General features: G+C 66.3%; 27 protein-coding genes. All 27 read right to left on the bottom strand.

Annotated features, from left to right (window positions below; all coding sequences use genetic code 11):
* Window positions 1–59 precede the first annotated feature (59 nt).
* A complete protein-coding gene (rplE, locus tag FQ142_RS05285) occupies window positions 60–650 on the bottom strand; it encodes a 50S ribosomal protein L5 (protein ID WP_045253836.1) in 591 nt (196 codons plus the stop codon).
* Entirely contained in the window at window positions 650–1009 is a 360-nt protein-coding gene (gene rplX / locus FQ142_RS05280; RefSeq protein ID WP_045253837.1) for a 50S ribosomal protein L24, read from the bottom strand. The genes rplE and rplX overlap by 1 nt, the downstream gene beginning before the upstream one ends.
* A 3-nt stretch (window positions 1010–1012) precedes the next feature.
* Complete coding sequence (gene rplN, locus FQ142_RS05275; RefSeq protein WP_050722502.1) at window positions 1013–1381, bottom strand: 50S ribosomal protein L14; 369 nt, start codon at window positions 1379–1381, stop codon at window positions 1013–1015.
* Complete coding sequence (gene rpsQ, locus FQ142_RS05270; protein WP_052677685.1) at window positions 1378–1710, bottom strand: 30S ribosomal protein S17; 333 nt, start codon at window positions 1708–1710, stop codon at window positions 1378–1380. Before rpsQ ends, rplN begins: the two co-directional genes overlap by 4 nt.
* Window positions 1710–2027, bottom strand: coding sequence for a 50S ribosomal protein L29 (gene rpmC / locus FQ142_RS05265; RefSeq protein WP_017829202.1), 318 nt, complete (start codon window positions 2025–2027; stop codon window positions 1710–1712). Before rpmC ends, rpsQ begins: the two co-directional genes overlap by 1 nt.
* Window positions 2027–2446 (bottom strand): 50S ribosomal protein L16, encoded by a 420-nt coding sequence (gene rplP / locus FQ142_RS05260; protein ID WP_045253840.1) that lies wholly within the window; start codon window positions 2444–2446, stop codon window positions 2027–2029. Before rplP ends, rpmC begins: the two co-directional genes overlap by 1 nt.
* The gene (rpsC, locus tag FQ142_RS05255) at window positions 2446–3201 is read right to left on the bottom strand and encodes a 30S ribosomal protein S3 (protein ID WP_149422506.1); all 756 of its coding nucleotides are present in this window, start codon (window positions 3199–3201) and stop codon (window positions 2446–2448) included. Before rpsC ends, rplP begins: the two co-directional genes overlap by 1 nt.
* A complete protein-coding gene (gene rplV / locus FQ142_RS05250; RefSeq protein WP_149422505.1) occupies window positions 3201–3599 on the bottom strand; it encodes a 50S ribosomal protein L22 in 399 nt (132 codons plus the stop codon). Before rplV ends, rpsC begins: the two co-directional genes overlap by 1 nt.
* Entirely contained in the window at window positions 3599–3880 is a 282-nt protein-coding gene (gene rpsS / locus FQ142_RS05245) for a 30S ribosomal protein S19 (RefSeq protein WP_017829205.1), read from the bottom strand. Before rpsS ends, rplV begins: the two co-directional genes overlap by 1 nt.
* A gap of 12 nt (window positions 3881–3892) precedes the next feature.
* The gene (gene rplB / locus FQ142_RS05240) at window positions 3893–4732 is read right to left on the bottom strand and encodes a 50S ribosomal protein L2 (RefSeq protein ID WP_045253842.1); all 840 of its coding nucleotides are present in this window, start codon (window positions 4730–4732) and stop codon (window positions 3893–3895) included.
* A 20-nt stretch (window positions 4733–4752) separates the two neighbouring features.
* Window positions 4753–5076: a 50S ribosomal protein L23 gene (gene rplW / locus FQ142_RS05235; RefSeq protein WP_017829206.1), complete on the bottom strand. Its 324-nt coding sequence runs from the start codon at window positions 5074–5076 to the stop codon at window positions 4753–4755.
* On the bottom strand, window positions 5073–5735 hold the full coding sequence (rplD, locus tag FQ142_RS05230; RefSeq protein ID WP_045253843.1) for a 50S ribosomal protein L4: 663 nt from the start codon (window positions 5733–5735) through the stop codon (window positions 5073–5075). The genes rplW and rplD overlap by 4 nt, the downstream gene beginning before the upstream one ends.
* A gap of 2 nt (window positions 5736–5737) precedes the next feature.
* Window positions 5738–6397: a 50S ribosomal protein L3 gene (gene rplC / locus FQ142_RS05225; RefSeq protein WP_045253844.1), complete on the bottom strand. Its 660-nt coding sequence runs from the start codon at window positions 6395–6397 to the stop codon at window positions 5738–5740.
* Window positions 6398–6405: 8 nt separating this feature from the next.
* Window positions 6406–6714, bottom strand: a complete 309-nt coding sequence (gene rpsJ / locus FQ142_RS05220) for a 30S ribosomal protein S10 (protein WP_030147986.1) — start codon at window positions 6712–6714, stop codon at window positions 6406–6408.
* An 860-nt stretch (window positions 6715–7574) separates the two neighbouring features.
* Window positions 7575–7787 (bottom strand): hypothetical protein, encoded by a 213-nt coding sequence (locus tag FQ142_RS05215; protein WP_149422504.1) that lies wholly within the window; start codon window positions 7785–7787, stop codon window positions 7575–7577.
* A gap of 98 nt (window positions 7788–7885) precedes the next feature.
* Window positions 7886–8884 (bottom strand): M23 family metallopeptidase, encoded by a 999-nt coding sequence (locus tag FQ142_RS05210; protein WP_188042316.1) that lies wholly within the window; start codon window positions 8882–8884, stop codon window positions 7886–7888.
* Window positions 8884–9387 (bottom strand): hypothetical protein, encoded by a 504-nt coding sequence (locus FQ142_RS17430; protein ID WP_188042315.1) that lies wholly within the window; start codon window positions 9385–9387, stop codon window positions 8884–8886. The genes FQ142_RS05210 and FQ142_RS17430 overlap by 1 nt, the downstream gene beginning before the upstream one ends.
* Window positions 9388–9465: 78 nt before the next feature.
* Window positions 9466–10971, bottom strand: coding sequence for a sugar transferase (locus tag FQ142_RS05205; protein WP_253384141.1), 1506 nt, complete (start codon window positions 10969–10971; stop codon window positions 9466–9468).
* Window positions 10972–11067: 96 nt separating this feature from the next.
* Window positions 11068–12849, bottom strand: a complete 1782-nt coding sequence (locus FQ142_RS05200; protein ID WP_149422502.1) for a DUF4012 domain-containing protein — start codon at window positions 12847–12849, stop codon at window positions 11068–11070.
* Window positions 12850–12917: 68 nt separating this feature from the next.
* On the bottom strand, window positions 12918–14042 hold the full coding sequence (locus FQ142_RS05195) for a hypothetical protein (protein WP_149422501.1): 1125 nt from the start codon (window positions 14040–14042) through the stop codon (window positions 12918–12920).
* A 10-nt stretch (window positions 14043–14052) separates the two neighbouring features.
* The gene (locus FQ142_RS05190) at window positions 14053–15510 is read right to left on the bottom strand and encodes an MBOAT family O-acyltransferase (protein WP_149422500.1); all 1458 of its coding nucleotides are present in this window, start codon (window positions 15508–15510) and stop codon (window positions 14053–14055) included.
* Between the two features lie 8 nt (window positions 15511–15518).
* Window positions 15519–16544 (bottom strand): polysaccharide pyruvyl transferase family protein, encoded by a 1026-nt coding sequence (locus FQ142_RS05185; RefSeq protein ID WP_149422499.1) that lies wholly within the window; start codon window positions 16542–16544, stop codon window positions 15519–15521.
* Complete coding sequence (locus tag FQ142_RS05180; RefSeq protein WP_149422498.1) at window positions 16541–17725, bottom strand: lipopolysaccharide biosynthesis protein; 1185 nt, start codon at window positions 17723–17725, stop codon at window positions 16541–16543. Before FQ142_RS05180 ends, FQ142_RS05185 begins: the two co-directional genes overlap by 4 nt.
* Window positions 17722–19182 carry a hypothetical protein gene (locus tag FQ142_RS05175; protein ID WP_149422497.1) on the bottom strand — a complete coding sequence of 487 codons (1461 nt, stop codon included), beginning with the start codon at window positions 19180–19182 and terminating at the stop codon, window positions 17722–17724. Before FQ142_RS05175 ends, FQ142_RS05180 begins: the two co-directional genes overlap by 4 nt.
* On the bottom strand, window positions 19182–20246 hold the full coding sequence (locus tag FQ142_RS05170; RefSeq protein WP_188042314.1) for a glycosyltransferase: 1065 nt from the start codon (window positions 20244–20246) through the stop codon (window positions 19182–19184). Before FQ142_RS05170 ends, FQ142_RS05175 begins: the two co-directional genes overlap by 1 nt.
* Window positions 20243–21244 carry a glycosyltransferase gene (locus tag FQ142_RS17425; RefSeq protein ID WP_188042313.1) on the bottom strand — a complete coding sequence of 334 codons (1002 nt, stop codon included), beginning with the start codon at window positions 21242–21244 and terminating at the stop codon, window positions 20243–20245. Before FQ142_RS17425 ends, FQ142_RS05170 begins: the two co-directional genes overlap by 4 nt.
* Window positions 21241–22386, bottom strand: coding sequence for an NAD-dependent epimerase/dehydratase family protein (locus tag FQ142_RS05165; protein ID WP_056419962.1), 1146 nt, complete (start codon window positions 22384–22386; stop codon window positions 21241–21243). Before FQ142_RS05165 ends, FQ142_RS17425 begins: the two co-directional genes overlap by 4 nt.
* Window positions 22387–22432 lie beyond the last annotated feature (46 nt).

The following is a 22432-nucleotide window of genomic DNA, read 5'->3' as shown; positions in this document are numbered from 1 at the left end:
ACGCAATCTTCAATTGTACGGGATCGGGCGGGGCGCTGTGCGCCCCGCCCGAAACCTGCTTACGCCTTGGCGTCTTCCGTGCGGAAGGGGAAGCCGAGGTGACGCAGAAGCGCGCGACCTTCATCGTCCGTCTTCGCGGTGGTGACGACGGTGATGTCGAAACCGCGAACCCGGTCGATCTTGTCCTGATCGATCTCGTGGAACACGCTCTGCTCCTGGAGACCGAAGGTGTAGTTGCCGTTGCCGTCGAACTGCTTGCCCGAGAGACCGCGGAAGTCGCGGATGCGGGGCAGAGCGAGCGAGACGAGACGGTCGATGAACTCCCACGCGCGGTCACCGCGGAGGGTGACGTGCGCGCCGATCGCCTGTCCCTCACGCAGCTTGAACTGCGCGATCGACTTGCGAGCCTTGGTCACGATGGGCTTCTGGCCGGTGATCTTGGTGAGATCCTCGACCGCGCCATCGATCACCTTGCTGTCGCGAGCTGCCTCGCCGACACCGGTGTTCACGACGACCTTGACCAGTCCGGGGATCTGCATGACGTTCGCGTAGCCGAACTCCTCCTGCAGGGCCTTCTTGATCTCGGAGTTGTACTTCGCCTTCAGGCGGGGCTGGATCTTGCCAGCCACCGCAGCGTCGGTGGTTGCCATCAGAGGTCCTTACCTGACTTCTTCGCGTACCGCACGCGGACGGTGCGCTTGACGCCGTCCTTGGTCTGCTCCTCGACCCGGTGGCCGACCTTGGTCGGCTTCTTGGTCGAAGGGTCGACGAGTGCGACGTTCGAGATGTGGATGGACGCCTCGACAGTCTCGAGACCGCCCGTCTTGGTGCCACGCTGCGTCTGTCCGACGCGCGTGTGCTTGGTGACGTAGTTCACGCCTTCGACGATGACGCGGTTCTTGTCGGACAGGATCTCGAGGACCTTGCCCTGCTTGCCGCGATCTCCGCCACGCTCCTGCGTCGCTCCGGTGATGACCTGAACCAGGTCACCCTTCTTGATCTTCGCCATGACTTAAATAACCTCCGGCGCCAGCGAGACGATCTTCATGAACTTCTTGTCACGAAGCTCGCGACCGACCGGTCCGAAGATACGGGTGCCGCGAGGCTCCCCGTCGTTCTTCAGGATGACGGCGGCGTTCTCGTCGAACTTGATGTACGAGCCGTCGGGACGGCGCGTGGACTTGACCGTGCGGACGATGACGGCCTTGACCACATCGCCCTTCTTGACGTTTCCGCCCGGGATCGCGTCCTTGACGGTCGCGACGATCGTGTCGCCGAGACCGGCGTAACGACGCTTCGAGCCGCCGAGCACGCGAATCGTGAGCAGCTCCTTGGCGCCGGTGTTGTCGGCGACCTTGAGGCGCGATTCCTGCTGGATCACTTGGCCTTCTCCAGAATCTCCACCAGACGCCAGCGCTTCGTGGCGCTCAGCGGGCGGGTCTCGTTGATCAGGACGAGGTCGCCGATGCCGGCGGAGTTCGCCTCATCGTGCGCCTTGACCTTCGAGGTGCGGCGGATGACCTTGCCGTAAAGCGGGTGCTTCACGCGGTCCTCGACCTCGACCACGATGGTCTTGTCCATCTTGTCGCTGACGACGTAGCCGCGACGGGTCTTGCGGTAACCGCGAGCCGCGGAGTCGCGCACGTCGTGTGCAGCCGACTCGTGCCCTGCGGCCTGCGTCTCCACAGTCGCTTCCTTCTTGGTGGCCATCACTCAGCCTCTTCCTTCACGGCGTCGTCGGCGGAGTCCGCCTTCTTCGCCTTCGACTTGGTCGCCTTCTTGGCCGGAGCCTCGACCGGAGCGGGCGTCGCACGGATGCCCAGCTCGCGTTCGCGGATCACGGTGTACAGGCGCGCGATGTCGCGCTTGACCGCGCGGATGCGGCCGTGGCTCTCCAGCTGGCCGGTGGCCGACTGGAAACGGAGGTTGAACAGCTCCTCCTTGGCCTTACGCAGCTCCTCGACGAGGCGCTGGTCTTCGAACGTGTCGAGCTCTGCCGGAGCGAGCTCCTTGGTGCCGATCGCCATTACGCGTCGCCCTCCTCGCGCTTGATGATGCGTGCCTTCAACGGCAGCTTGTGAATTGCACGGGTCAGTGCCTCGCGAGCGAGTTCCTCGCTCACACCGGCGACCTCGAAGAGGACGCGACCCGGCTTGACGTTGGCGACCCACCACTCCGGCGAACCCTTACCGGAACCCATTCGGGTCTCGGCAGGCTTCTTCGTGAGGGGACGGTCGGGGTAGATGTTGATCCACACCTTGCCGCCACGCTTGATGTGACGCGTGACCGCGATACGAGCGGACTCGATCTGACGGTTCGTCACGTAGGCAGGCGTGAGCGCCTGGATGCCGTACTCGCCGAAGGAGACCTTCGTGCCACCGGTCGCCTGGCCACTGCGGCCGGGGTGGTGCTGCTTACGGAACTTGACCTTGCGGGGAATAAGCATCAGGCAGACGCTCCTTCTGCGACGGGTGCCTCGTTGCGCGGTGCACGACGACGGTCGCCACCACGGTCATCACGACGAGCCTTGGGAGCGTTGGCCTGCTCGCGAGCGAGCTCCTTCGCCGTCAGGTCGCCCTTGTAGATCCAGACCTTCACGCCGATGCGGCCGAAGGTGGTCTTGGCCTCGTAGAAGCCATAGTCGATGTTCGCGCGCAGCGTGTGCAGCGGCACACGACCCTCGCGGTAGAACTCCGAACGGCTCATCTCGGCGCCGCCGAGACGGCCGGAGACCTGGATGCGGATGCCCTTGGCGCCAGCGCGCTGCGCGCCCTGGAGACCCTTGCGCATCGCACGACGGAACGCCACACGAGCAGAGAGCTGCTCGGCGATGCCCTGTGCGACGAGCTGAGCATCGGCCTCGGGGTTCTTGACCTCGAGGATGTTCAGCTGGATCTGCTTGCCCGAGAGCTTCTCGAGGTCGCCACGGATGCGCTCGGCCTCGGCTCCACGACGACCGATCACGATGCCCGGACGGGCGGTGTGGATGTCGACGCGGACGCGGTCACGGGTGCGCTCGATCTCGATGTTCGAGACACCGGCGCGGTCGAGCTGCGTCTTCAGCAGGTTGCGGATCTTGATGTCCTCGGCGACGTAGTCGGCGTAACGCTGACCGGCCTTCGTCGAGTCCGAGAACCAGCGCGACACGTGGTCCGTGGTGATACCGAGACGGAAGCCGTACGGGTTTACCTTCTGTCCCATTACTTGCTCGCCTTCTTGTTGCTGTCGCCCTTGACGGCCGGAGCCGCCTCGGGCGTCGAGAGCACGACCGTGATGTGGCTCGTGCGCTTCTTGATCTGGAAAGCGCGACCCTGTGCACGGGGCTGGAAACGCTTGAGCGTCGTGCCCTCGTCGACGTACGCGTTAGCCACGTACAGGTCCTGCTCGTCGAGGAACTCTCCGTCGCGATCCGCCTTCACCTGCGCGTTGGCCATGGCCGACGCGACAAGCTTGTAGATCGGCTCACTGGCGCTCTGCTGCGCGAACTTCAGGATGGCGAGAGCCTCCTGAGCCTGCTTGCCCTTGATGAGCGCGACGACACGACGAGCCTTCTGAGGGGTCACACGGATGTGTCGCACGCGTGCGATCGATTCGACCATCAGCGACGCCGTCCCTTCTTGTCGTCCTTCTCGTGGCCGCGGAAGGTGCGGGTGGGCGCGAACTCGCCCAGCTTGTGACCGACCATGGTCTCGGAGACAAACACGGGGATGTGCTTGCGACCGTCGTGGACCGCGATCGTGTGACCCAGCATGGCCGGGATGATCATGGACCGGCGAGACCAGGTCTTGATGACGTTCTTGGTGCCGGCTTCGTTCTGCACGACCACCTTGCGAAGCAGGTGATCGTCGACGAAGGGGCCCTTCTTAAGACTGCGAGGCATCTTCTCTTACTCCTACTTACGCTTCTTGCCGGCGTTACGACGACGCACGATGTACTTGTCGCTTTCCTTGTTGGCATGACGGGTGCGACCCTCAGCCTGGCCCCACGGGGAGACGGGGTGACGTCCACCGGACGTCTTGCCCTCACCACCACCGTGCGGGTGGTCGACCGGGTTCATCGCGACACCACGGACGGTCGGGCGGACGCCCTTCCAGCGCATGCGGCCGGCCTTACCCCAGTTGATGTTCGACTGCTCGGCGTTGCCGACCTCGCCGATGGTCGCGCGGCAGCGCGCATCGACGTTGCGGATCTCGCCCGAGGGCAGACGCAGCTGGGCGAAGTTGCCATCCTTGGCGACGAGACGGACGGATGCACCGGCCGAACGTGCCATCTTCGCGCCGCCACCGGGACGGAGCTCGATCGCGTGGATGACGGTACCCGTCGGGATGTTCTTCAGCGGGAGGTTGTTGCCCGGCTTGATGTCGGCACCTGCACCCGACTCGATGACGTCGCCCTGCTTCAGCTTCGCCGGCGCGAGGATGTAGCGCTTCTCGCCGTCGAAGTAGTGCAGCAGCGCGATGCGTGCCGTGCGGTTGGGGTCGTACTCGATGTGAGCGACCTTGGCGTCCACGCCGTCCTTGTCATTGCGACGGAAGTCGATGACGCGGTACTGGCGCTTGTGGCCACCACCGATGTGACGGGTCGTGATACGTCCCTGGTTGTTGCGACCACCGGTCTTCGAGAGCGGGCGCAGCAGCGACTTCTCCGGCGTCGATCGAGTGATCTCGGCGAAGTCAGCCACCGACGAGCCGCGACGGCCCGGGGTCGTGGGCTTGTACTTGCGAATAGCCATGATTGTCCTTATCCCCCGGATCAGCCGATTGCCGTGAAGATGTCGATGGTGCCCGACTTCAGGGTCACGATGGCGCGCTTGGTGTCCTTGCGCTTGCCCGTGCCGAAGCGGGTGCGGCGTGCCTTGCCGACGCGGTTGAGGGTGTTGACCCCTGCGACCTTGACGCCGAAGATCTTCTCGATGGCGAGCTTGATCTCGGTCTTCGAAGCGCGGGGGTCGACGAGGAAGGTGTACTTACCCTCGTCGATGAGCCCGTAGCTCTTCTCGGACACGACCGGCTTCAGGATGATGTCGCGCGGGTCCTTGTTCAGGGCCGTCTGGAGAACAGATGCCTGCTCGCTCATGCGGAGACCTCCTGGTTGGCGCCGGACTTCGAGGCGATGAAGCCCTCGAGCGCGGCCTGGGTGAAGACGATGTCGTCGGAGACGAGCACGTCGTAGGCGTTGAGCTGGTCGAACGTCAGCACGTGCAGGTTCGACAGGTTGCGGATGCTCTTCAGCGTCACGTCATCGTTTCGCTCGATCACGACGAGCACGTTCTTCGACGAGACGACGTTGGTGAGGAAGTTCACCGCGGTCTTGGTCGAAGGAGTGCCGTCGATGCCGAAGGACTCGATGGCGTGGATGCGGTCCCCGCGGAAGCGATCGCTCAGTGCGCCACGGAGGGCGGCGGCGATCATCTTCTTGGGGGTGCGCTGAGAGTAGTCGCGCGGCTTGGGGCCGTGCACGATTCCACCACCGGTCATGTGCGGCGCGCGGATGGAGCCCTGACGAGCGTTACCCGTGCCCTTCTGCTTGAAGGGCTTGCGGCCGGCACCCGAGACCTCACCACGACGCTTGGTCGAGTGGGTTCCCTGGCGAGCCGCCGCGAGCTGCGCGACGACGACCTGGTGGATGAGCGGGATGTTCGTCTTGGCGTCGAACAGTTCGGCGGGAAGCTCGATCGAGCCAGCCTTCTTGCCGTCTGCCTTGAGGACGTCAAGCGCGAGAGTGGAGTCAGCCATGATCAGGCACCCTTCACTGCGTTGCGGACGTAGACGATGCGGCCACGAGCACCGGGGACGGCGCCCTTGACGAGCAGCAGACCCTTCTCGATGTCGACGGCGTGCACCGTGAGGTTGAGGACGGTCACGCGCTCGCCACCCATACGGCCGGCCATGCGCATTCCCTTGAAGACGCGGCTCGGGGTCGACGATGCGCCGATCGAGCCGGGCTTGCGGTGGTTGCGGTGCGAACCGTGCGACGCCGAGACGCCCTTGAAGTTGTGACGCTTCATGACACCGGCGAAGCCCTTGCCCTTGCTCGTGCCGACGACGTCGACGAGCTGGCCTGCTTCGAAGGTTCCGTCGACGGTGAGCTCCTGGCCCAGCGAGTAGTCAGCGGCATCCGCGGTGCGGATCTCGGTGACGTGACGGCGAGGCGTGACGCCTGCAGCCTCGAAGTGGGCGGTCAGGGGCTTGTTCACCTTGCGCGGGTCGATCTGACCGTAGGCGATCTGCACGGCGTTGTAGCCGTCCTTCTCGGGGGTACGGATCTGGGTGACCACGTTCGCGGCGAGCTCGATGACGGTGACGGGAACGAGCTTGCCGTTCTCGTTCCACACCTGGGTCATACCGAGCTTCGTGCCCAGCATGCCCTTGGAAATCTTGGAGTTGATGTCAACCATGGCGGACCTCAGAGCTTGATCTCGATGTTGACATCGGCGGGCAGGTCGAGACGCATCAGCGAGTCGACGGCCTTGGGCGTCGGGTCGACGATGTCGATCAGACGCTTGTGGGTGCGCATCTCGAAGTGCTCGCGGCTGTCCTTGTACTTGTGGGGCGACCGGATGACGCACACGACGTTCTTCTCGGTCGGAAGCGGCACGGGGCCGACGACGGTCGCGCCCGCACGGGTCACGGTGTCGACGATCTTGCGTGCCGACGAGTCGATGACCTCGTGGTCATACGACTTCAGGCGAATGCGGATTTTCTGTCCCGCCATTGTCTGCTCACTCTCTTTAAGCGTCTTACCGTCCTGGGCCGGATGACCCTGGGGCATTGGACGCACGTCGGCGCTGTTCGCGCCTCGGCACTCGAACGACCCTCACGAACCGATCTGCTGCACCACTGTTCTGCTGTCATCCCGCACGCCTCGCAGCGAGCGGATGTGCCCCACCCGCCGCACACGGCGGAGCCGTCGTGGAGTGAGTGTCGGGGCCGTCCTGCCACCCGCGGCCTAGGTCCCTGCGCTTCCGCGCCGCCTATGCACTGCCGTGATGGTGATCCGGTACACGCTGAGCGCGCCGGAATGTCGAACCTGTCTATTCTGCCACGGCCGATTTCACTTGTGCAAACCCGGGCGTGTCGCGGTCGCTGTGCATCTCCTGAGCGCGCGCCCAGCCGCCGGTCCGGCGCCTCTGATCGACGCCGCCGACGGCCTCCTCAGCGCGCTGAGGAGAGCGGGGCGAGGCATCCCCATGCCTCGCCCCGCTTGGGGAGGGCGTTCAGTGCGAGGGGGCACACCGAACGCGAGGACGCCGACGTGAAGGGACGTCGGAATCCTCGACCGAGGGCGCGGCGATGAGACCGCCGCGCAGGCGGGATGACGTCAGAGCGCACAGAGTGCGCACGTCGCACGATGATCCCCAAAATCGCTATCCCCAGTTTGACGCGGTCAACCGCGTGAAATCGGAATGTCGAACCCCTTCGACATCCCTGATCGCAAGTTCCCCAGGCGATCGAGATTCAGTCTAACCTCACGACGCAGTGAAACGCGATACCACCACGCGGAATACTTGGTCCCCGATACAGAGGAGCGGCGGCTCCCCCGGAGGGGAGCCGCCGCTCGTGTACTCGAGAGCGCTACTCGTTGCCGACGGCCTTGTCGGCGGCGTCGCGGATCTCGTCGATCTTGTCGGCCGCGCCCGGCGCGATCTTCTTGGCGAAGTCGGCGACGCCGTCGAGGACCTTGTCGCTGACGTCCTCCGCCTGCTCGCTCTTGACCGCCTCGGCGATCTTGTCCTTGTTCTGCTCGTACAGGTCCTTGCCCTTGTTGACCGTGTCTTCGATACCCATTGCGGGCCCCCTTGTGTGAGATCACCTGCGTCGGATGCCCGACGCACGTACATTCTGCACGGAACGGGTGCGCGGTGGAAGGCGTTCGGCGATCCGGGCTACGAGAGCCAGTAGTTCTTCTTGACCGTCACCCGCTGCACCTTGATGCCCGCGTTGAGCGCGCGGATCTGCGAGTACAGACGCAGTCGCCCCGAGAGGAAGTACGGAAGGGTGTACACACCGAAGGTGGGCGTGTTCGGCCCGGTGTCCGCGGTCGCGGGGATCTCGAGAGGCGGCTGGACCGCGGTGTCCACGACGGCGCCGGATCCGTTGAGCGACTCCGCGATCACACGGATCTGGAATCCCTTCGTCACCCCGGCGGCATGGATGTAGATGTTGAGGTCTCCGGTCTCCTTCGCCAGGGAACTGCTCTCCGCCAGAGAGAAGAAGTTCGCGGAGACGGGGATGGGCGTCCAGGTCGCGAGAGGGAGGATGCCGTTCCAGGCGTAGGTCGTGGATTGGTGGGTGGGCACAGGATCCTCCGGTTGGACGTAGTTCTCGAAGTCGACTGAGTTGGTGAATCCCAGCTGGAGCGGCGTGCCGCCGATCCACAGGGAGACGTGGACGTGGGATCCGTAGCCGCCTTCGCTGCCGAACCCGGAGGCTCCGGACTCCGCGATGATCTGTCCGCGGACGACCCGCGTCCCGGGAAGGACCGCACTGGAGCGCAGGTGCAGATAGCGGATGTAGTTGCCGTCGTCGGCGCGCAGAGCGAGATATCTGCCTGTCGCCGTGGTGGTCGTGTCCTTGCGATCGACGATGACCCCGTTCGCGGCTGCACGCACCGGCGTGCCGATCGGGACGGCGTAGTCGGTGCCGGGCTCGCCCGACGGCGGATTGCGGTTCCTGTGGTCCTGCCAGGTGCTGGAGATCCGGACATCGCCGCACGGCCGCGCATAGGTGCCCGCTGCCGTCGCGGAGAGGGAGGGCGAGACGAAGTCCCACCCGATCGCTGCCGCACCGAGTGCCGCCCCGGCTCCGATCAGCATCGCTCGGCGCGAGAAGAACGGCTGAGCGACGTGCGGCGTCGAGGGCTCGGAGTCCCCCGGCTCGCACACTAGCGATCGCCCCCCTCGTTCTCGCCGCGGATCAGGTTCTGGATCTGCTCTTCGGGCAGCTGCTCGATGGATCCGGAGCCGAGCTCGAGCTGATGCTCGGCAGGTGTTCCGCCGATCGTGCAGACGGACTGGCCCTGGTAGCCCATCGTCGCGGCGGGCACGATGACGAGCCATTCCGGAGTGACGATCCGCTGCTCGATGCGGGTGTTCGGGGTGTCGAAGACGACGTCGGGAGCGTAGCTGGAGACGGTCGCATCGATGCAGATCTGCGCGAGCTGCTCGAAGGTGAAGGCTCCGTACTCCGGAGCGGGCGACGCGGTCGGCTCCGGAGTGGGCTCAGCCGTCGGCGCCTCGGTGGTCGGCGTCGGATCGGGAGCCGACGTGGCCGTCGACGTGGGAACGGGGTTCGATGCACCGGGGTCCGCAGCGCACCCCGCGGCTCCTCCGAGCACGACGATGGCCAGAGCACTCGCAGCGAGACGCGTCGCAAGGGGGGATCTCATGATCTTGAATGTACCCAGGGCGATGGCTCGCACGACGTTAGCACCCGGTCAGTCGCCGGGATTCGTTCGGAATCTCCGTCAGTGGGCGCTGGCGCCGGGAGCGACGACCGCACGGATCGTGCGGAAGAGGATCACGACATCCTGCGTGAGCGACCAGTTCTCGACGTAATAGAGGTCGAGACGGATCGTCTCCTCCCACGACAGCGTGGAGCGACCGCTCACCTGCCAGAGACCGCTCATACCCGGCTTGACCGCGAGACGGCGCAGGGCGATGTCGTCGTACAGAGCGACCTCCGCAGCACGCTGCGGACGGGGCCCGACGAGGCTCATCTCGCCACGGAACACGTTGATCAGCTGCGGGAGCTCGTCGATGGAGTGCTTGCGCAGGAATCGCCCGATCTTCGTGATGCGCGGGTCGTCGGCCACTTTGAACAGCGGGGTCTCGCTCGAACCCTGCAGGTCGAGAAGGCTGGCCAGCTGGTCGTCCGCGTTGGCGACCATCGAGCGGAACTTGCGCATGCCGAAGGTCCTGCCGCCGCGACCGATGCGTTCCTGGTGGTAGAAGATCCGACCGGGGCCGTCGATCTTGATCGCGATCGCCGTGACGAGGAAGACCGGCGAGAACAGCGCGAGCAGGAGCACGGAGCCCACGAGATCGAACACCCTCTTGAGGAAGCGGTGGGCGCCCTCCATGCGCGGGAAGTCCACGTGCACGAGCGGCAGGCCCGCGACGGGACGCGAGTGCAGTCGTGGGCCGGCGACGTCGGTGAGCGCAGGCGCCATGATCATCTGGATGTCCCGGTCGGCGACCGCGTAGCCGAGCCGGCGCATCGTCTCCGGATCCATGTCGTCGGATCCCACGATGATGAGTGCATCGATGTTCGCCGCATCGAGCGCCTTGTCGGCGCTGCGGATGTCGCCGAGAACCTCGAGTTGAGGCATGCCCTCGGAGGGGACGCCGTCGGTGATGACGCCGACGATCGTGTACCCGCTGTCCTTGCTGCGCCGGATCTGCTGCGCGACGTGCTTGACCTTGCTCCGCTCCCCGATGATGACGGCGCGATGGGTGTACTCGTCTTTGCGCTGTCGTCTGCGGAGCCACTGCCGCCAGATCCACCGAGAGGCGAGGAGGAGGACGAGACCGACCGGGAAGATCAGCGCGAGCAGTAGCCGCGAGATCTCCATGCCGAGGAAGAAGGCGACCGCGACGGTGAAGGCGAAGACCGCGATGGTCGCGTCGGCGATGCGGCGGTACTCGAGGATGCCGTGGCCCACGATGTGGTGATCTCGCGTGTCGATCGCGTCGAGCCCTACGAGCCAGGCCGCTCCGATGATCGCGAGAACGATGACGTAGCTGATCCGGGGTCCGTTCGGCCAGGACACGGCCACGGTCATGCTCGGGCGCGAGAGGAGCCAGGCGGAGACGAGGGTGAGGGCCAGGACCAGCACATCGCTGTAGAAGAGCCGGCTGGCGTATCGACGGGGCCACTCGCCACGTCTGCGCTTGTGCGGCTGCTGCCGAGAGTCCGACGACGTTCGGCCCTTCGACTGCTTCGGTACCGCATCCACAGCTATGTCGACCACCCTGTCCCTCCGGCGCGAACCGCTGACCTCTCAGCGAATTCACTGAATCGGCAGTCAGTTTACTCCAGTCACTGTGACTTCGGGAACATCGGCATATCAGTTGCAGGAATCGGTGATTCCCGGCTCGACGGAGTTGATCATCGGGTTCGTCTGCACCGCGACGGGCCCGAAGTTCCCCGAGCCCGTGAAGGCCGCGGTCACGTCCACCCGCTGGCCCGGCGTGAACCACGCCTCGAATCGCGCGGTCGGCCGGCCGAGGTCGTCGATCCCGTGCGACAGGATGTCGATGCGCTCACCGTTCACCTCCACGTTCGACACCGTCGTCCCCGGCGGGCCGTAGATGTAGATCCAGTCTCGGAAGGTCGTCCCGAAGGTCATGCTCTGGATGTACCGCGGCAGCGCGTCGGCCTCCTCCTGAGTGATCGGCAGCGCGAGCGCGGCGTTCACCGAGAAGGTCGTCGAATCCGCCTCGCACGTCTCGGCCACGGTGATGGCCGTGCGGGTGTAGTAGTCGATCTTCGATCCGTTGCTGTTGTTGAAGTAGACCCCGAGGGTGGTCTCCTCGTCGTTCTCGGTCGGAAGCACGCCGCTGACTCGCTCGCCGCGGATCGCCTCCTCCACCTTCGGGTCTTCGCTCCAGACGAGGATGCTCCCCTGCGCGGCGCTCTCGGTCAGCGCGGTCGCCATGTTCTTGAGGTCGAACTGCCCCGAAGCGACCCTGTCGAAGACGGCGCCTGCGGCCGCCGCGAAGAAGCCGTCGACCAGTTCCGGGTACTTGTAGCTGTCCCAGCGCTTGTACACCTCGTTGAGGAGGAGGGACACGGCGTTCTCCGACGACAGGGTGTCGCCGGTCACGAGCTCGATCGGTCCTGTGGCGACCAGGATCCGGGAGAGGGCGAGCGGGTCGATGGAGATCACGCCGTCGATCTGGTCGGCGCCGATGTCCCGCTGCCACCACGCGCGCATGATCTTCGCGGCGGTCGGGAAGTCGGGCCGACTCATGCTCGTGTTCACGTGATCGACCAGGAAGCTGGAGTAGAGATCGATGGCGCTCTGGTCGACGGGGACGTCGACGGCCACGCCGTTCTGGTAGCTGAGACTGCTGCCCTGCGCCCCCATCGTGATCGCGCCGTTGTCCACATGGATCAGGGTCTGCGAGGCGGCACTGCCTCCCAACGCGAGCGACTCCGCATTGTTCTGGAAGACGAGCAGATAATTACGCGGACCGTCTGCACCGAGGAGAGTGGGAAGCAGGTCGACGGCGGGCGCCACCCCGTCCATGACCTCGGCCACCTGGTCAACTCCGCTGCGCACCGGTCCGACCAGAGCCGTCGACTTCTGCACCTCGGCGATCTCGTCGGCGAGCTGACCGATCCGAGGCGCCTGCCCCTTCGCGACGTCGAGGATCTGGGTGATGAGCGACCCGCTGGCCGCGTCGGCAGAGAGGACCGGCATGGCGATGTCGTTGATCAGCACGTCGACCGATTGGGCCGCGAGACGAACGCCCCGCAGGTTCTCGCCGGCGACGGGCACCCACTCCACTGCGGCCCACACCGGATCCGACGCCGCCGCTGCGGCGCTCCTCGCCGGCTCGGAGATCTTCTGGACGGTCTCTTTGGGGTCGGCACCGTTCTGCAGCTCGCCGATGAGCTGCTGGCTCTCCTCGAGCCCGTTCTTCACGGCGAGGGCCTTGAAGGCCACCCAGCAGGCGAGGCCCAGCAGCACGATGACGACGATCGCCACGATGAGCCAGGCGATGCGCGCGCCCCGTCGTCGCGGCTTCTTCTCTCCGGCGTGCGTGTCACGCACCGCGGCGTCGCGATCGGCTTGCTGCTTCTGCGCAGCTTCACGCGCTGCTCGTCGAGACGTAGGGGTCACGCTGTGATCCTACCGGGGGGCACCTGACACGCCGCTGAGCAGCGTCCCGGGGCATCGCCTCGCCGGAGTCAGCCGATCACTCCGGCGAAGTCGGGCCATCCCGGCTCCACGGCGTTGCGCTGCACGCGCTCCACGATGACGTTGTCGTAGTCCGCGACATCCTCGTAGTCGGCCAGCGAGCCGAAGGTGACGTCGGCGAAGAACGGAGCGAGCTGCGTGGCGGCGTGGGTGCGCAGGAAGGAATCCCCCAGAATCAGGGTCTTGCCCGGGACGAGTTCCGCCTCCGCGGATGTGGACGACTTGTGCGTGAGCGTCGTCCCCGCGGAGTTCACCACGGTGTCGGTCGTCGTCGTCACTCCCGGACGGTCGTAGAGCTTCTCGACGCGCTCCACGGTCTCAGTCAGCCCCATGTTGCGGAAGAGGTCCGGGATCACGACCTCCCCCGGAGCCGTGCTGGTCTCGTCGAGGTCGGACAGCACCGAGCTGGACACCACGCCGTCGTCGACAAGCCTCTCCAGCAACGCCCTCGTCCACACGGCGGCGCCATCGGCGTTCCAGTGGCTGTCACCGAAGTAGTACGCGCCGTCGTCGCGCCCCTGTCTCGACGAGTCGGCGTGCTCGAGACGGTCCCAGAGCGTGATCAGCGGGAAGTCCTGAGCCTCGCCCCAGCCGGCGAAGGCCGAGCGGACGCGGTCGGAGCAGTTCAGGAGGGAGTCGCGCAGCACTCCGAGCTCTTCGTCCCGGATCGACGACTTGTCCGGCGCCACGGTGTAGACGATGTAGGCGCCGTTGCCCTGCACGGCGGCGGTGTCGTCCTGGAGCTGCTGATGCACCGCGTCGATCCGCGCCGGATTCCCTCGGCACGGATAGATGAAGTCGACAGCGAAGAAGGGTTCGCGCCCCTCACCGAGCCAGGTCGTGCTGTTCGGGCTCATCCCGACGTCGTTCGATACCGCGCCGGCGACGTGGACGACCGGCACCTGAGCGCCGAGTCGATCTCTCAGAGCGCGATCGACGTGCGCGAACGTCTCCGCCTCGGTGAGCGCCTGGGGCGAGACGGCCGGGAACTCGACCTCGGCGCGGTTCTGGCTCTCGGCGACGTCGCCGGGAACCAGCCACAGGGAGAGAAGCAGCAGGCTTCCGCCCACCGCGGCGACGGGTACGGCCCTGCGTCGCAGCCAGGTCGTGAGCATGGGGCTCTCCTTAGAACTGGAAGTAGAGGAACGGGCTGAAATCGCTCAGGAGCACCATCGCGATGGTCACCACGAACAGCGGAGCGGCGATGACCCATCCGCGCACCGCGGAGACGGTCTGATCGCGCAGCGAAGGACGGAAGAGGATCTCGAACGCGGTGTTCTTCGAGGTGGTGAAGAACGCGAGGAGGCCGATGAGCAGCGCCGCCAGCGTGAACGGCGTGATCGCCGTGATGAGCTGAGGCGCGATGAAGTCCGTCGGGCCGGTGAACATGGCTCTCCAGATCCGCCCCGTCGCATCGAGTTCGGTCGTCCGGAAGGGCACCCAGGCGAGGATCACGAAGAACGCCGTGAGGATGCGGCGTGCGACCAGGAATCGTCGGGAATCGCGCAGCCCCGTCGCCCGTTCGAACAGCATCGCCGCGGCCTGCAGCCCGCCCCACACCAGGAACCCGGCCAGCGCCCCGTGCCAGATGGACGTCAGCGTGAACACCGTCAGCAGCGCGCCGTACTCGACCAGTCGGCCCTTGCGGTTTCCGCCCATCGGGATGTACACGTAATCGCGGAACCATCGGGTGAGGGTGATGTGCCAGCGCCGCCAGAACTCGCTCACGGAGTGCGACGTGTACGGGCTGCGGAAGTTCTCCGGGAAGTGGAAGCCGAACATCGCGGCCAATCCGATGGCCATGTCGGAGTATCCGCTGAAGTCGAAGTAGATCTGGACGGCGTAGGCGACGGCCCCGATCCACGCGGTGGGCATCGAGAGCTGGCCGGAGAACGCGGCGCTGTCGAACATGGCGTTCGCGAGTTGACCGGCGCTGTCCGCGATGAGCACCTTCTTCGCGAGCCCCCAGGCGAACCTGGTCGCCCCGTAGCCGAAGCGACTCGCGGTGATCGTCCGCGAGGATTCCACCTCGTCCTTGATCTCCGCATATCGCACGATCGGTCCGGCGATCTGGTGCGGGAAGACGAAGAGGTAGAGGAGGTATGCCGGAAACGACCGGGTCAGAGGGGCACCGTTCCGGTACGAGTCGATGACGTAGGAGATCCCGTGGAACGTGAAGAAAGAGACGCCGAGGGGGAGGATCCAGGATTCCGCCCCCGTCAGCGCGGCGATGTGGACGGCCCCCGGAACCCCCTGGATGGCCAGCTGCGGGAGGTACTTGAACAGCACGAGCGGGACCAGCACGATCGCCAGGGCCACGGCCAGCGGCACGCGTGCCAGAGGGGCACGGCCGGTCGCATGACGCCGACGCGCGTAGCGCCACATCGCCCAGGCCGCGCCGAAACTGAAGATCGACACCCAGAGGATCGCGCCGATCGCGCTGCCCGCTCCCCAGTAGTAGAAGACGATGCTCATGGCGAGCAGCCACCAGTTGCGCGATCGTCCGCGCACGGGGAGCAGGTGATACCCCAGCATCGTGAGGGGCAGGAACAGGAAGAGGAAAGTCGGGCTGGAGAAGACCATTCGCGTCGTTACCGCCCCGTGCCGACGAAACCGACGAGCAGGTCGTCGAGCGTGCGGTCCGCCGTCGCGACGGCAGCGTCGAGAGCAGCCGTGTCCGCCAGGGTCGGATGCACGTCCCCGATCTCGGACGTCTCGGTGACTCGGGGGATTCCGAAGTCCTCCGCGAAGGTGACGACCTTGGGGAGCGCCGACAGGGCGACCATCGGGACGCCGCTGAGCATCGCCGCGTACAGCGCGTGCATCCTCGACCCCCAGACCGACTCCGCCGAGCGGATCAATCGGAACGCCTCGTCCCAGCCCATGGGCTCTGTCACCTCGTCGAACGCCGCCCTGGCCTCGACGGAGAGGGAGTCCGCGTCCAGGAACGAACCGCCCTGCGACATGTTCAGGAAGACCAGACGACGCCCCGACCGCTTCAGTGCCTCCACCTGGCCGGCAGTCAGGTGGCGTGCATGCTCTCCGTTGAGCGCGACCACGACGGGCGCATCATCCGCGGCCTGTCCGCGAGGATCGAATCCCATCAGCAGGCTGGCATCCGCTCCGAGCATCGCCGTCCCCTTCAGCGTCTCGCGGACGCGGGCGGCGCTCCGCGTGTCGCGCACCCACACCGGCACTCCGCTGACCGCGAGGCGCAGCAGAGTCCGGGCTCCCACCCTCTCGACGGGATCGCATCCGACGCCGTAGAACGCCACCTTGGTCCGGGTCAGACGAGCGAGGACGCTGCTGGCAGCGCAGAGCCGCGGAAGGCCGCCCCAGCCGCCCGGGATCTCGCGGGCGTCATCCTGCAGCAGGGTGCCTCCGCCGATCACGAGGGCGTCGACGTCGCGCAGAGCGCGCAGGAGAGCGCCCACTCCGGACAGTCTCAGACGCGCCTCTCCCCCCGTGCGTGCCGAGTCGCCGAAGTCGGCGGCGATGGCGTCGTGCCCCTTCGCTCGCAGTGAGGCGACGAGGGCGTCGGTCAGCATGGCATCGCCCAGGTTGACGGGGCGGTTCAGCTCCGAGGTGCGGTCGGAACTGATGACGAGAATCCTCACTCGGATCCCTTTCGGCGTAGGGGTCGCATCGTGGTGCGAAGGATGATGATGGTGGTGGCGAGGAACACGACCTCGATGATCGGCGCGGAGAGCGCGAGTCCTCGAGGTCCGGCGGCCAGGATGAGCGACGGAACGAGTATGACCGCGAAGATACCCGTCAGGACGGTGACGACGAGTCTCTGACGTACTTTCTCGGAGCTGAGCAGATAGGCCACCACCGAGTAGTTGCCGCACTTCAGGGCGAAGGCGAGAGCGATGGGGACGACGTATTCCAGGGGCACCTCGATCGTGAACACCTCGGTGACGATCGGCCACGCCAGGATGAGCACGACGGCGAGGATCACACCGACACCGGTGAACAGCATCCAGACCCTGCGTGCATCCAGCGAACGGAATCGGGGGATGAGCTGGACCGTCGCGGTGGCGGGGAGCAGCTCCAGCGCCTGGACGATCCGGTATGTCACCGCGAACACCGCGGAGACCTCGAGAGGCAGCATCCCCGCGGCGAAGAGCATGGGCGTCTGGGAGTAGGCGCTGCTCAGCATGCCTGTGACGCCGATCTCGAGCACACGACGCGCGAGCTTCGGCTCTCGCTCCGTCTGCTCCGGGAGACCGCGACGCACCACGAGGAACGTGCCGATGAAGGCGATCGCGGAGACGAGCATCACCGCTGCGACGAGGTCGACGCTCCCGACCAGGAGCGCGAGACCGACCAGGGCCATCTTGAACAGGCCGTTGAGGATGTCGGGGAAGGCGAAGAGGTGGTCCCGGCGCTGCACGAGCCACGGAGACTTCGCCGTCCTCGCCATGGTGTCGAAGGCCTGCGCCAGTGAGAGGGCGATCAGAACGAAGAAATGCGGTGTCGCGATGCCGTCCGGGGCGATCAGGATCGCGAACCCGAAGAAGGCCACGGGCCCGAGAAGCGCGAACCCTCCCTGCAGCGCGAGCACGCGACCGAACGTCTGCAGACTGTGCCGCTCCGGGCGCAGACTCAGAAGAAAGGGAGCGCCGCCCGCGTCGCTGATGATCGCGAAGGACGCGAGCACCCCGAACCCCGTCACCAGGAAGTGCTGCGTCTCACCCTCGGTGAGCCTGGCGAACGCGAGCAGCACCGTCAGCTGGGCCAGACGCAGAAGGACGGTGCCCACGGTCGGAGCGCCGAGCCTGAGAAGTCGTTTCATGGCGCCGGCTGTTCGGCGGGACGCGATCGAGACCGGGTTCGGCGCCACGGGACGAGCAGCAGCAGCACGACGATCAGGGCGAGAACCGACAGGTAGCTCAATCGGTAGAACACCGGGAACACGTCGATCGCGGCGACGTAGACGAGCATCAGCATGGCCGCCTGCTCGAGTCCGATCCCGTTCACCGCGCGGGCGGCGATCAACGACATGGCTCCGAGGATGACACCGGAGAGAAGCGGCACCATCGCGGCACCGACCCAGTCGAAGCTCACATATCCCCAGACGGACGGGGGCAGCCGCAGCCCACCCGATCGGATGTCCTCGATCGGCGTGTTCGGATTGAGCGTCTGCAGAGCCCACACGGACGGGTTCCAGGGGTTGTTCCCGGGAAGCAGTCCCCCGAGGAACGTCCGGCCGAGCGTCAGTTCGTGTCCGGGCAGCCACGCGTTCAGGAAGGCCAGCTGGTCCTTGATGTCGGGGGCCCCGGACGCGATGCCCGTGAGCAGGCTCTCGGGCGATCGGACCATCGACTGGTACTGCTTGACGCCGAGGAGGGCGAGAACCGCGTACATCGCACTGCCTGCCACATACGCGGCGACGAGCACGACGGCGTAGAGGATCCGGAACCGGCGATAGAACGCGATGAGGATTCCGAGGGCGAGCAGCAGCCCGCTGATCGCCGGCTCTCGCAGAAGCGAGAGGAGCATCACACCGACGGAGACGGCCAGCAGCACGACCCAGTAGACGCTCCGTCGACGCTTCCACGCGTACACCGCGACGAGGGGCATCAGCAGCGGGATCACCGTGGTGGTGAGCCGGTATGGGATGGACACGACCTGGTACGGCTCGTGGTACACGCCCTTGAAGAACTTCGCCGCGTTCGGATCGGCGGCCAGGGCGGGTGTGAACCCCATCACGAGGAAGCATACGAGGAGGATCACCACGCACGCCGTGACCACCAGGAGCACCCGCTGCCGCACCCGGTCCTCGGCATCGTGCAGCACGCGCTGGATGCGGACGACGGGGCCACGATCGCGCACGAACCGCGACGCGAGGAGCCTTCCGATGAGCACACCCGCCGTCATCGCGACGAAGCCCAGGGCGACGAGGCGGAAGTACAGCGCGGATACGCCCGGCGACGGCAGTTCGAGCCAGTCGAGCCCGAACACGGGAACCACGTACGCGGGAATCGAGAAGGCCAACTGGAGGTGCGCCGGGATGTTCCACCGATTCGGCCACGCGACGTACGAGGCGGTGGCGGTGCCGACCAGGGACACGCAGAGCACGACGTTGCGGACGCCCTCGATCCACGGCCCGTGCCCTTCCGCCACGGCGGGGAACGCGAGGGACACCAGCACGAGCGCCGCGGACACGAGCATCACGGTCGGCACCCAGCCGAGTTCCCCGATGAACCCCGCGCCCCGTCGCGAAGCGACCGACTCCCCCCGTGCAGCCATCACTCGCCTCGCATCGTCGTTCGCGCGCGTGCGCGCAGCGAGTCCCGCACGGTGCGGACCGTGTCGGACCACGGGTGCGCATCCGCTCCCCGCTCCGGTCCGGACTCCCGCGCCCTGAGGATCGCGCTGGCGACCGACTCTCCGGTCGCCTCGGCCGGAACAACCCGGTCTCCGTGGATCTCGACGAGACCGCTGTCCGCGGTGACGACGGTGGGCACTCCGAAGTACGCTCCCTCGACCACCGGCATGCCGTATCCCTCGTCGCTGGACACGAGTGCGAGGACGGATGCCGAGCTCACCGACCGATGGAGGGTGTCGTCCGTGACGAAACCGGGGAACTCCACGAGATCCGAGACCGACTCGACCTCGGCCTTCGTCCGGAGTTCCTCGCGATAGTCGCCCTTGGCTCCGAGGACCACCAACCGGTGATCCTCACCGCCCCGTCGCAGCACCGACACCGCGTCGATGACGAGTTCCGGCCGCTTGCTGGCGAAATGGCCGAAGGTGAGGATCGTCGGAGTCCCCTGATCGACGATTCGCTCGACGCCCCATCTGCGTGCGTGATCGTCGCCGTTCTCGGCCACCACGAGGCGAGCTGGCCGAGCGAACCTCTCCGTCTCCCGCCGCGTCTTCTCGGAGATGGCGAAGGTCGTGCCGGCACGGCGGATCGACAGCTGCCACAGGCGACGGTACAGACGCTGCGCACGTCCGAACTCGGCCGGGTTCAGCCTGTGCCGCCAGTCGTGGATGAAGCACGCCGTGCGGTCGGAGGGGACGAAGGGACTCACGATCGTCGAGAGCGAGAGGAGCGCGTCAGCATGCCGGCGGCGGAAGACCTGCGCGGTCCAGAAGATCTGCCCGGTGTACCGCGCCGCCTTGCCCTTCGCGGTGACGACCTCCACGCCCTCGACGCCGCGGAAGGAGTCCTCGAGCCAGCTGTACCCGAGGACGATGAGCTCGTCCGCGGGGAACACCTCGGTCCACGTGCGGATGAGCTCCTCGGCGTGCACACGCATACCCCCGGACTCCGCGGGTGCGCCGAGCGCATCGATGACGATCCTCATACGTCGCCCCCCGGGGTCACGTCGCGGAGGAACTCGTCGACCCACGCGTCGATGCCGTACTGGTCGAAGTCTTCCGCGGACCACTCGTCGTCGAGGGTCGAGACCCATTCTCGGACGGCGTCGCCGTCTATCGAGTCCGCATCGCGGGGAACCACGAGGATGCGCGCGGGGTCGTAGAAGCTCTCGTCGAGGATGGCGCGGTTCGCGGTGATCAGCGCGGCGCCGCTGCCCAGGGCCTCGAAGGTCCGCATGGTGAGTCCGTCCTGGCCGGGGCGTTGATAGTCCACGACGGCTCGCGACGACCCGAACACCTCGGCGACGCGCGACCGCGGCATCTTGTCGACGCTGACCTCGCGGGCGGCGATACCGCGCATCCGACGGTCGAACACGCGCTGGAGTGCGAAGTACCATCTCGCCGGGGAGTAGAAGAACGCGAAGCAGCGCTCAGGGCGAAGGCTTCGGACCACACCGTGGTAGAAGCTGTATCGATCCGAATGCAGGGTGCCGACGAACGATGCGTCGAATGCCCGCTCCCGGCCCCTGACCTCCGCGAACTCCCTGGCGAAGAACAGCGACTTGTACCGCAGGTCGTCCCGCGCCGCCACATCACCGCGGTCGAAGGAGTACCGCACATCGAGATCAGGGAACAGGTCGACGCATCGACCGCTGTTCGCGAGGGAATCGAACGTGTAGAAGATCCGCACGGCGTTCGGGTTGCGCTCGGAGAAGGCACGGAGCACATACGGAGGCAGATTCTCGCCCTTGATGATGAGCAGCGCATCGTATCGGTGCGCGCTCATCTGTCGCACGATGTCGTCGAAGTGCGCACGCACACGTCGTGCCGCGAGCTTCGGAGCCACGCGCAGGACGGCGCGCGAGACGGCGGAGTTGCTCGGCCGCTCGTCGAACCGGTCTACCTGGACCCCGCGGTCGCGAAAGGCCTGGGCGATCGATTCCTCGTACCCGAAGAACGAGGGCGTGATGAACGCGAGCCTCACGAGTTCACTGAACGGAGAAGGCCGCGATCCTGGAGCTCTCCGAGAGACCCCTTGTACGCGTCCGCATCGGTCTGTTCATCTCGAGCCCACTCGGCGAAACGCCGGATCCCTTCCTCCACCGAGAGCTGCGGCGCGAACCCGAGCAGCCGCTCTGCCTTGCGGAGGTCGGCGTAGTTGTGTCGGATGTCGCCGAGACGGTAGTCGCCGCTCACGTAGTGGTCGGGTTCGACGGCGTACGCCGCTCCCAACAGCTGCAGGACGCGCAGGACGGTGGTCGGCTCACCCGACCCGACGTTGATCGCCTGCCCGTCCGCGGTGTCGCTGTCGATCGCAGCGACCGTCGCCGCCACGACGTCGTCGATGAAGACGAAGTCGCGCGACTCCTCGCCGTCTTCGAACACGTTGATCTGCCGCCCCGCGAGCAGAAGCGAGGTGAAGATCGACAGGATCCCCGTGTAGGGGTTCGTGAGCGACTGCCCCGGCCCGTAGACGTTCTGGAACCGGAGGGAGACGGCCTCGATGCCCTGCGATCGCGCCGCGGTCAGAACCAGCTGCTCCTGAACCTGCTTCGTGATGCCGTAGATCGACGACGGATGCAGAACCGACTCCTCGCCCGTGGCGATGCACGTCAGCGGCTCACCGTCATCACCGACGACGTCGAACACACCCCGCGACAGCTGCTCGTCGGGGCGGTGCTCCGGGTATCGGACCGCGCCGGTCGCGTCTTCGTAGGCGCCCTCGCCGTAGACCGAACGCGACGACGCGACGACGACACGGCGCACCGGGTGGTCCGACTCGGCGATCGCCTCGAGCAGCACAGCGGTGCCCCGGATGTTCGCGTCGACGTAGCGCTCGATCTCGTACATCGACTGACCGGTACCGGTCTCCGCCGCGAAATGGACGACGACGTCCACACCGTTCAGCGCGCGCTTCACGTCGTCTCTGTCGGTGACCGATCCCCGGATCACCGTCGCCACCTTCGCGGCGACGGGATAGGTGGCCGACGTGGTCTCGGGGTCGGGGCCGTGGACCTGCTCGCTCAAGGTGTCGAGCACGATGACCTCATCGCCACGCTCGTGGAGGCTGACCGCCAGCCGCGACCCGATGAACCCGGCGCCACCGGTGATGAGTACTCGCGACATACCAATACTTCCTTGAAAAAGAGACAAAGACGCGGCCAATCGTATC

Origin of the sequence: Microbacterium sp. ANT_H45B (genome assembly GCF_008369345.1) — a bacterium.
Taxonomy (GTDB): domain Bacteria; phylum Actinomycetota; class Actinomycetes; order Actinomycetales; family Microbacteriaceae; genus Microbacterium.
Note: the sequence above shows the minus strand (reverse complement) of the source record. Positions and strands in the feature narration are given on the sequence as shown.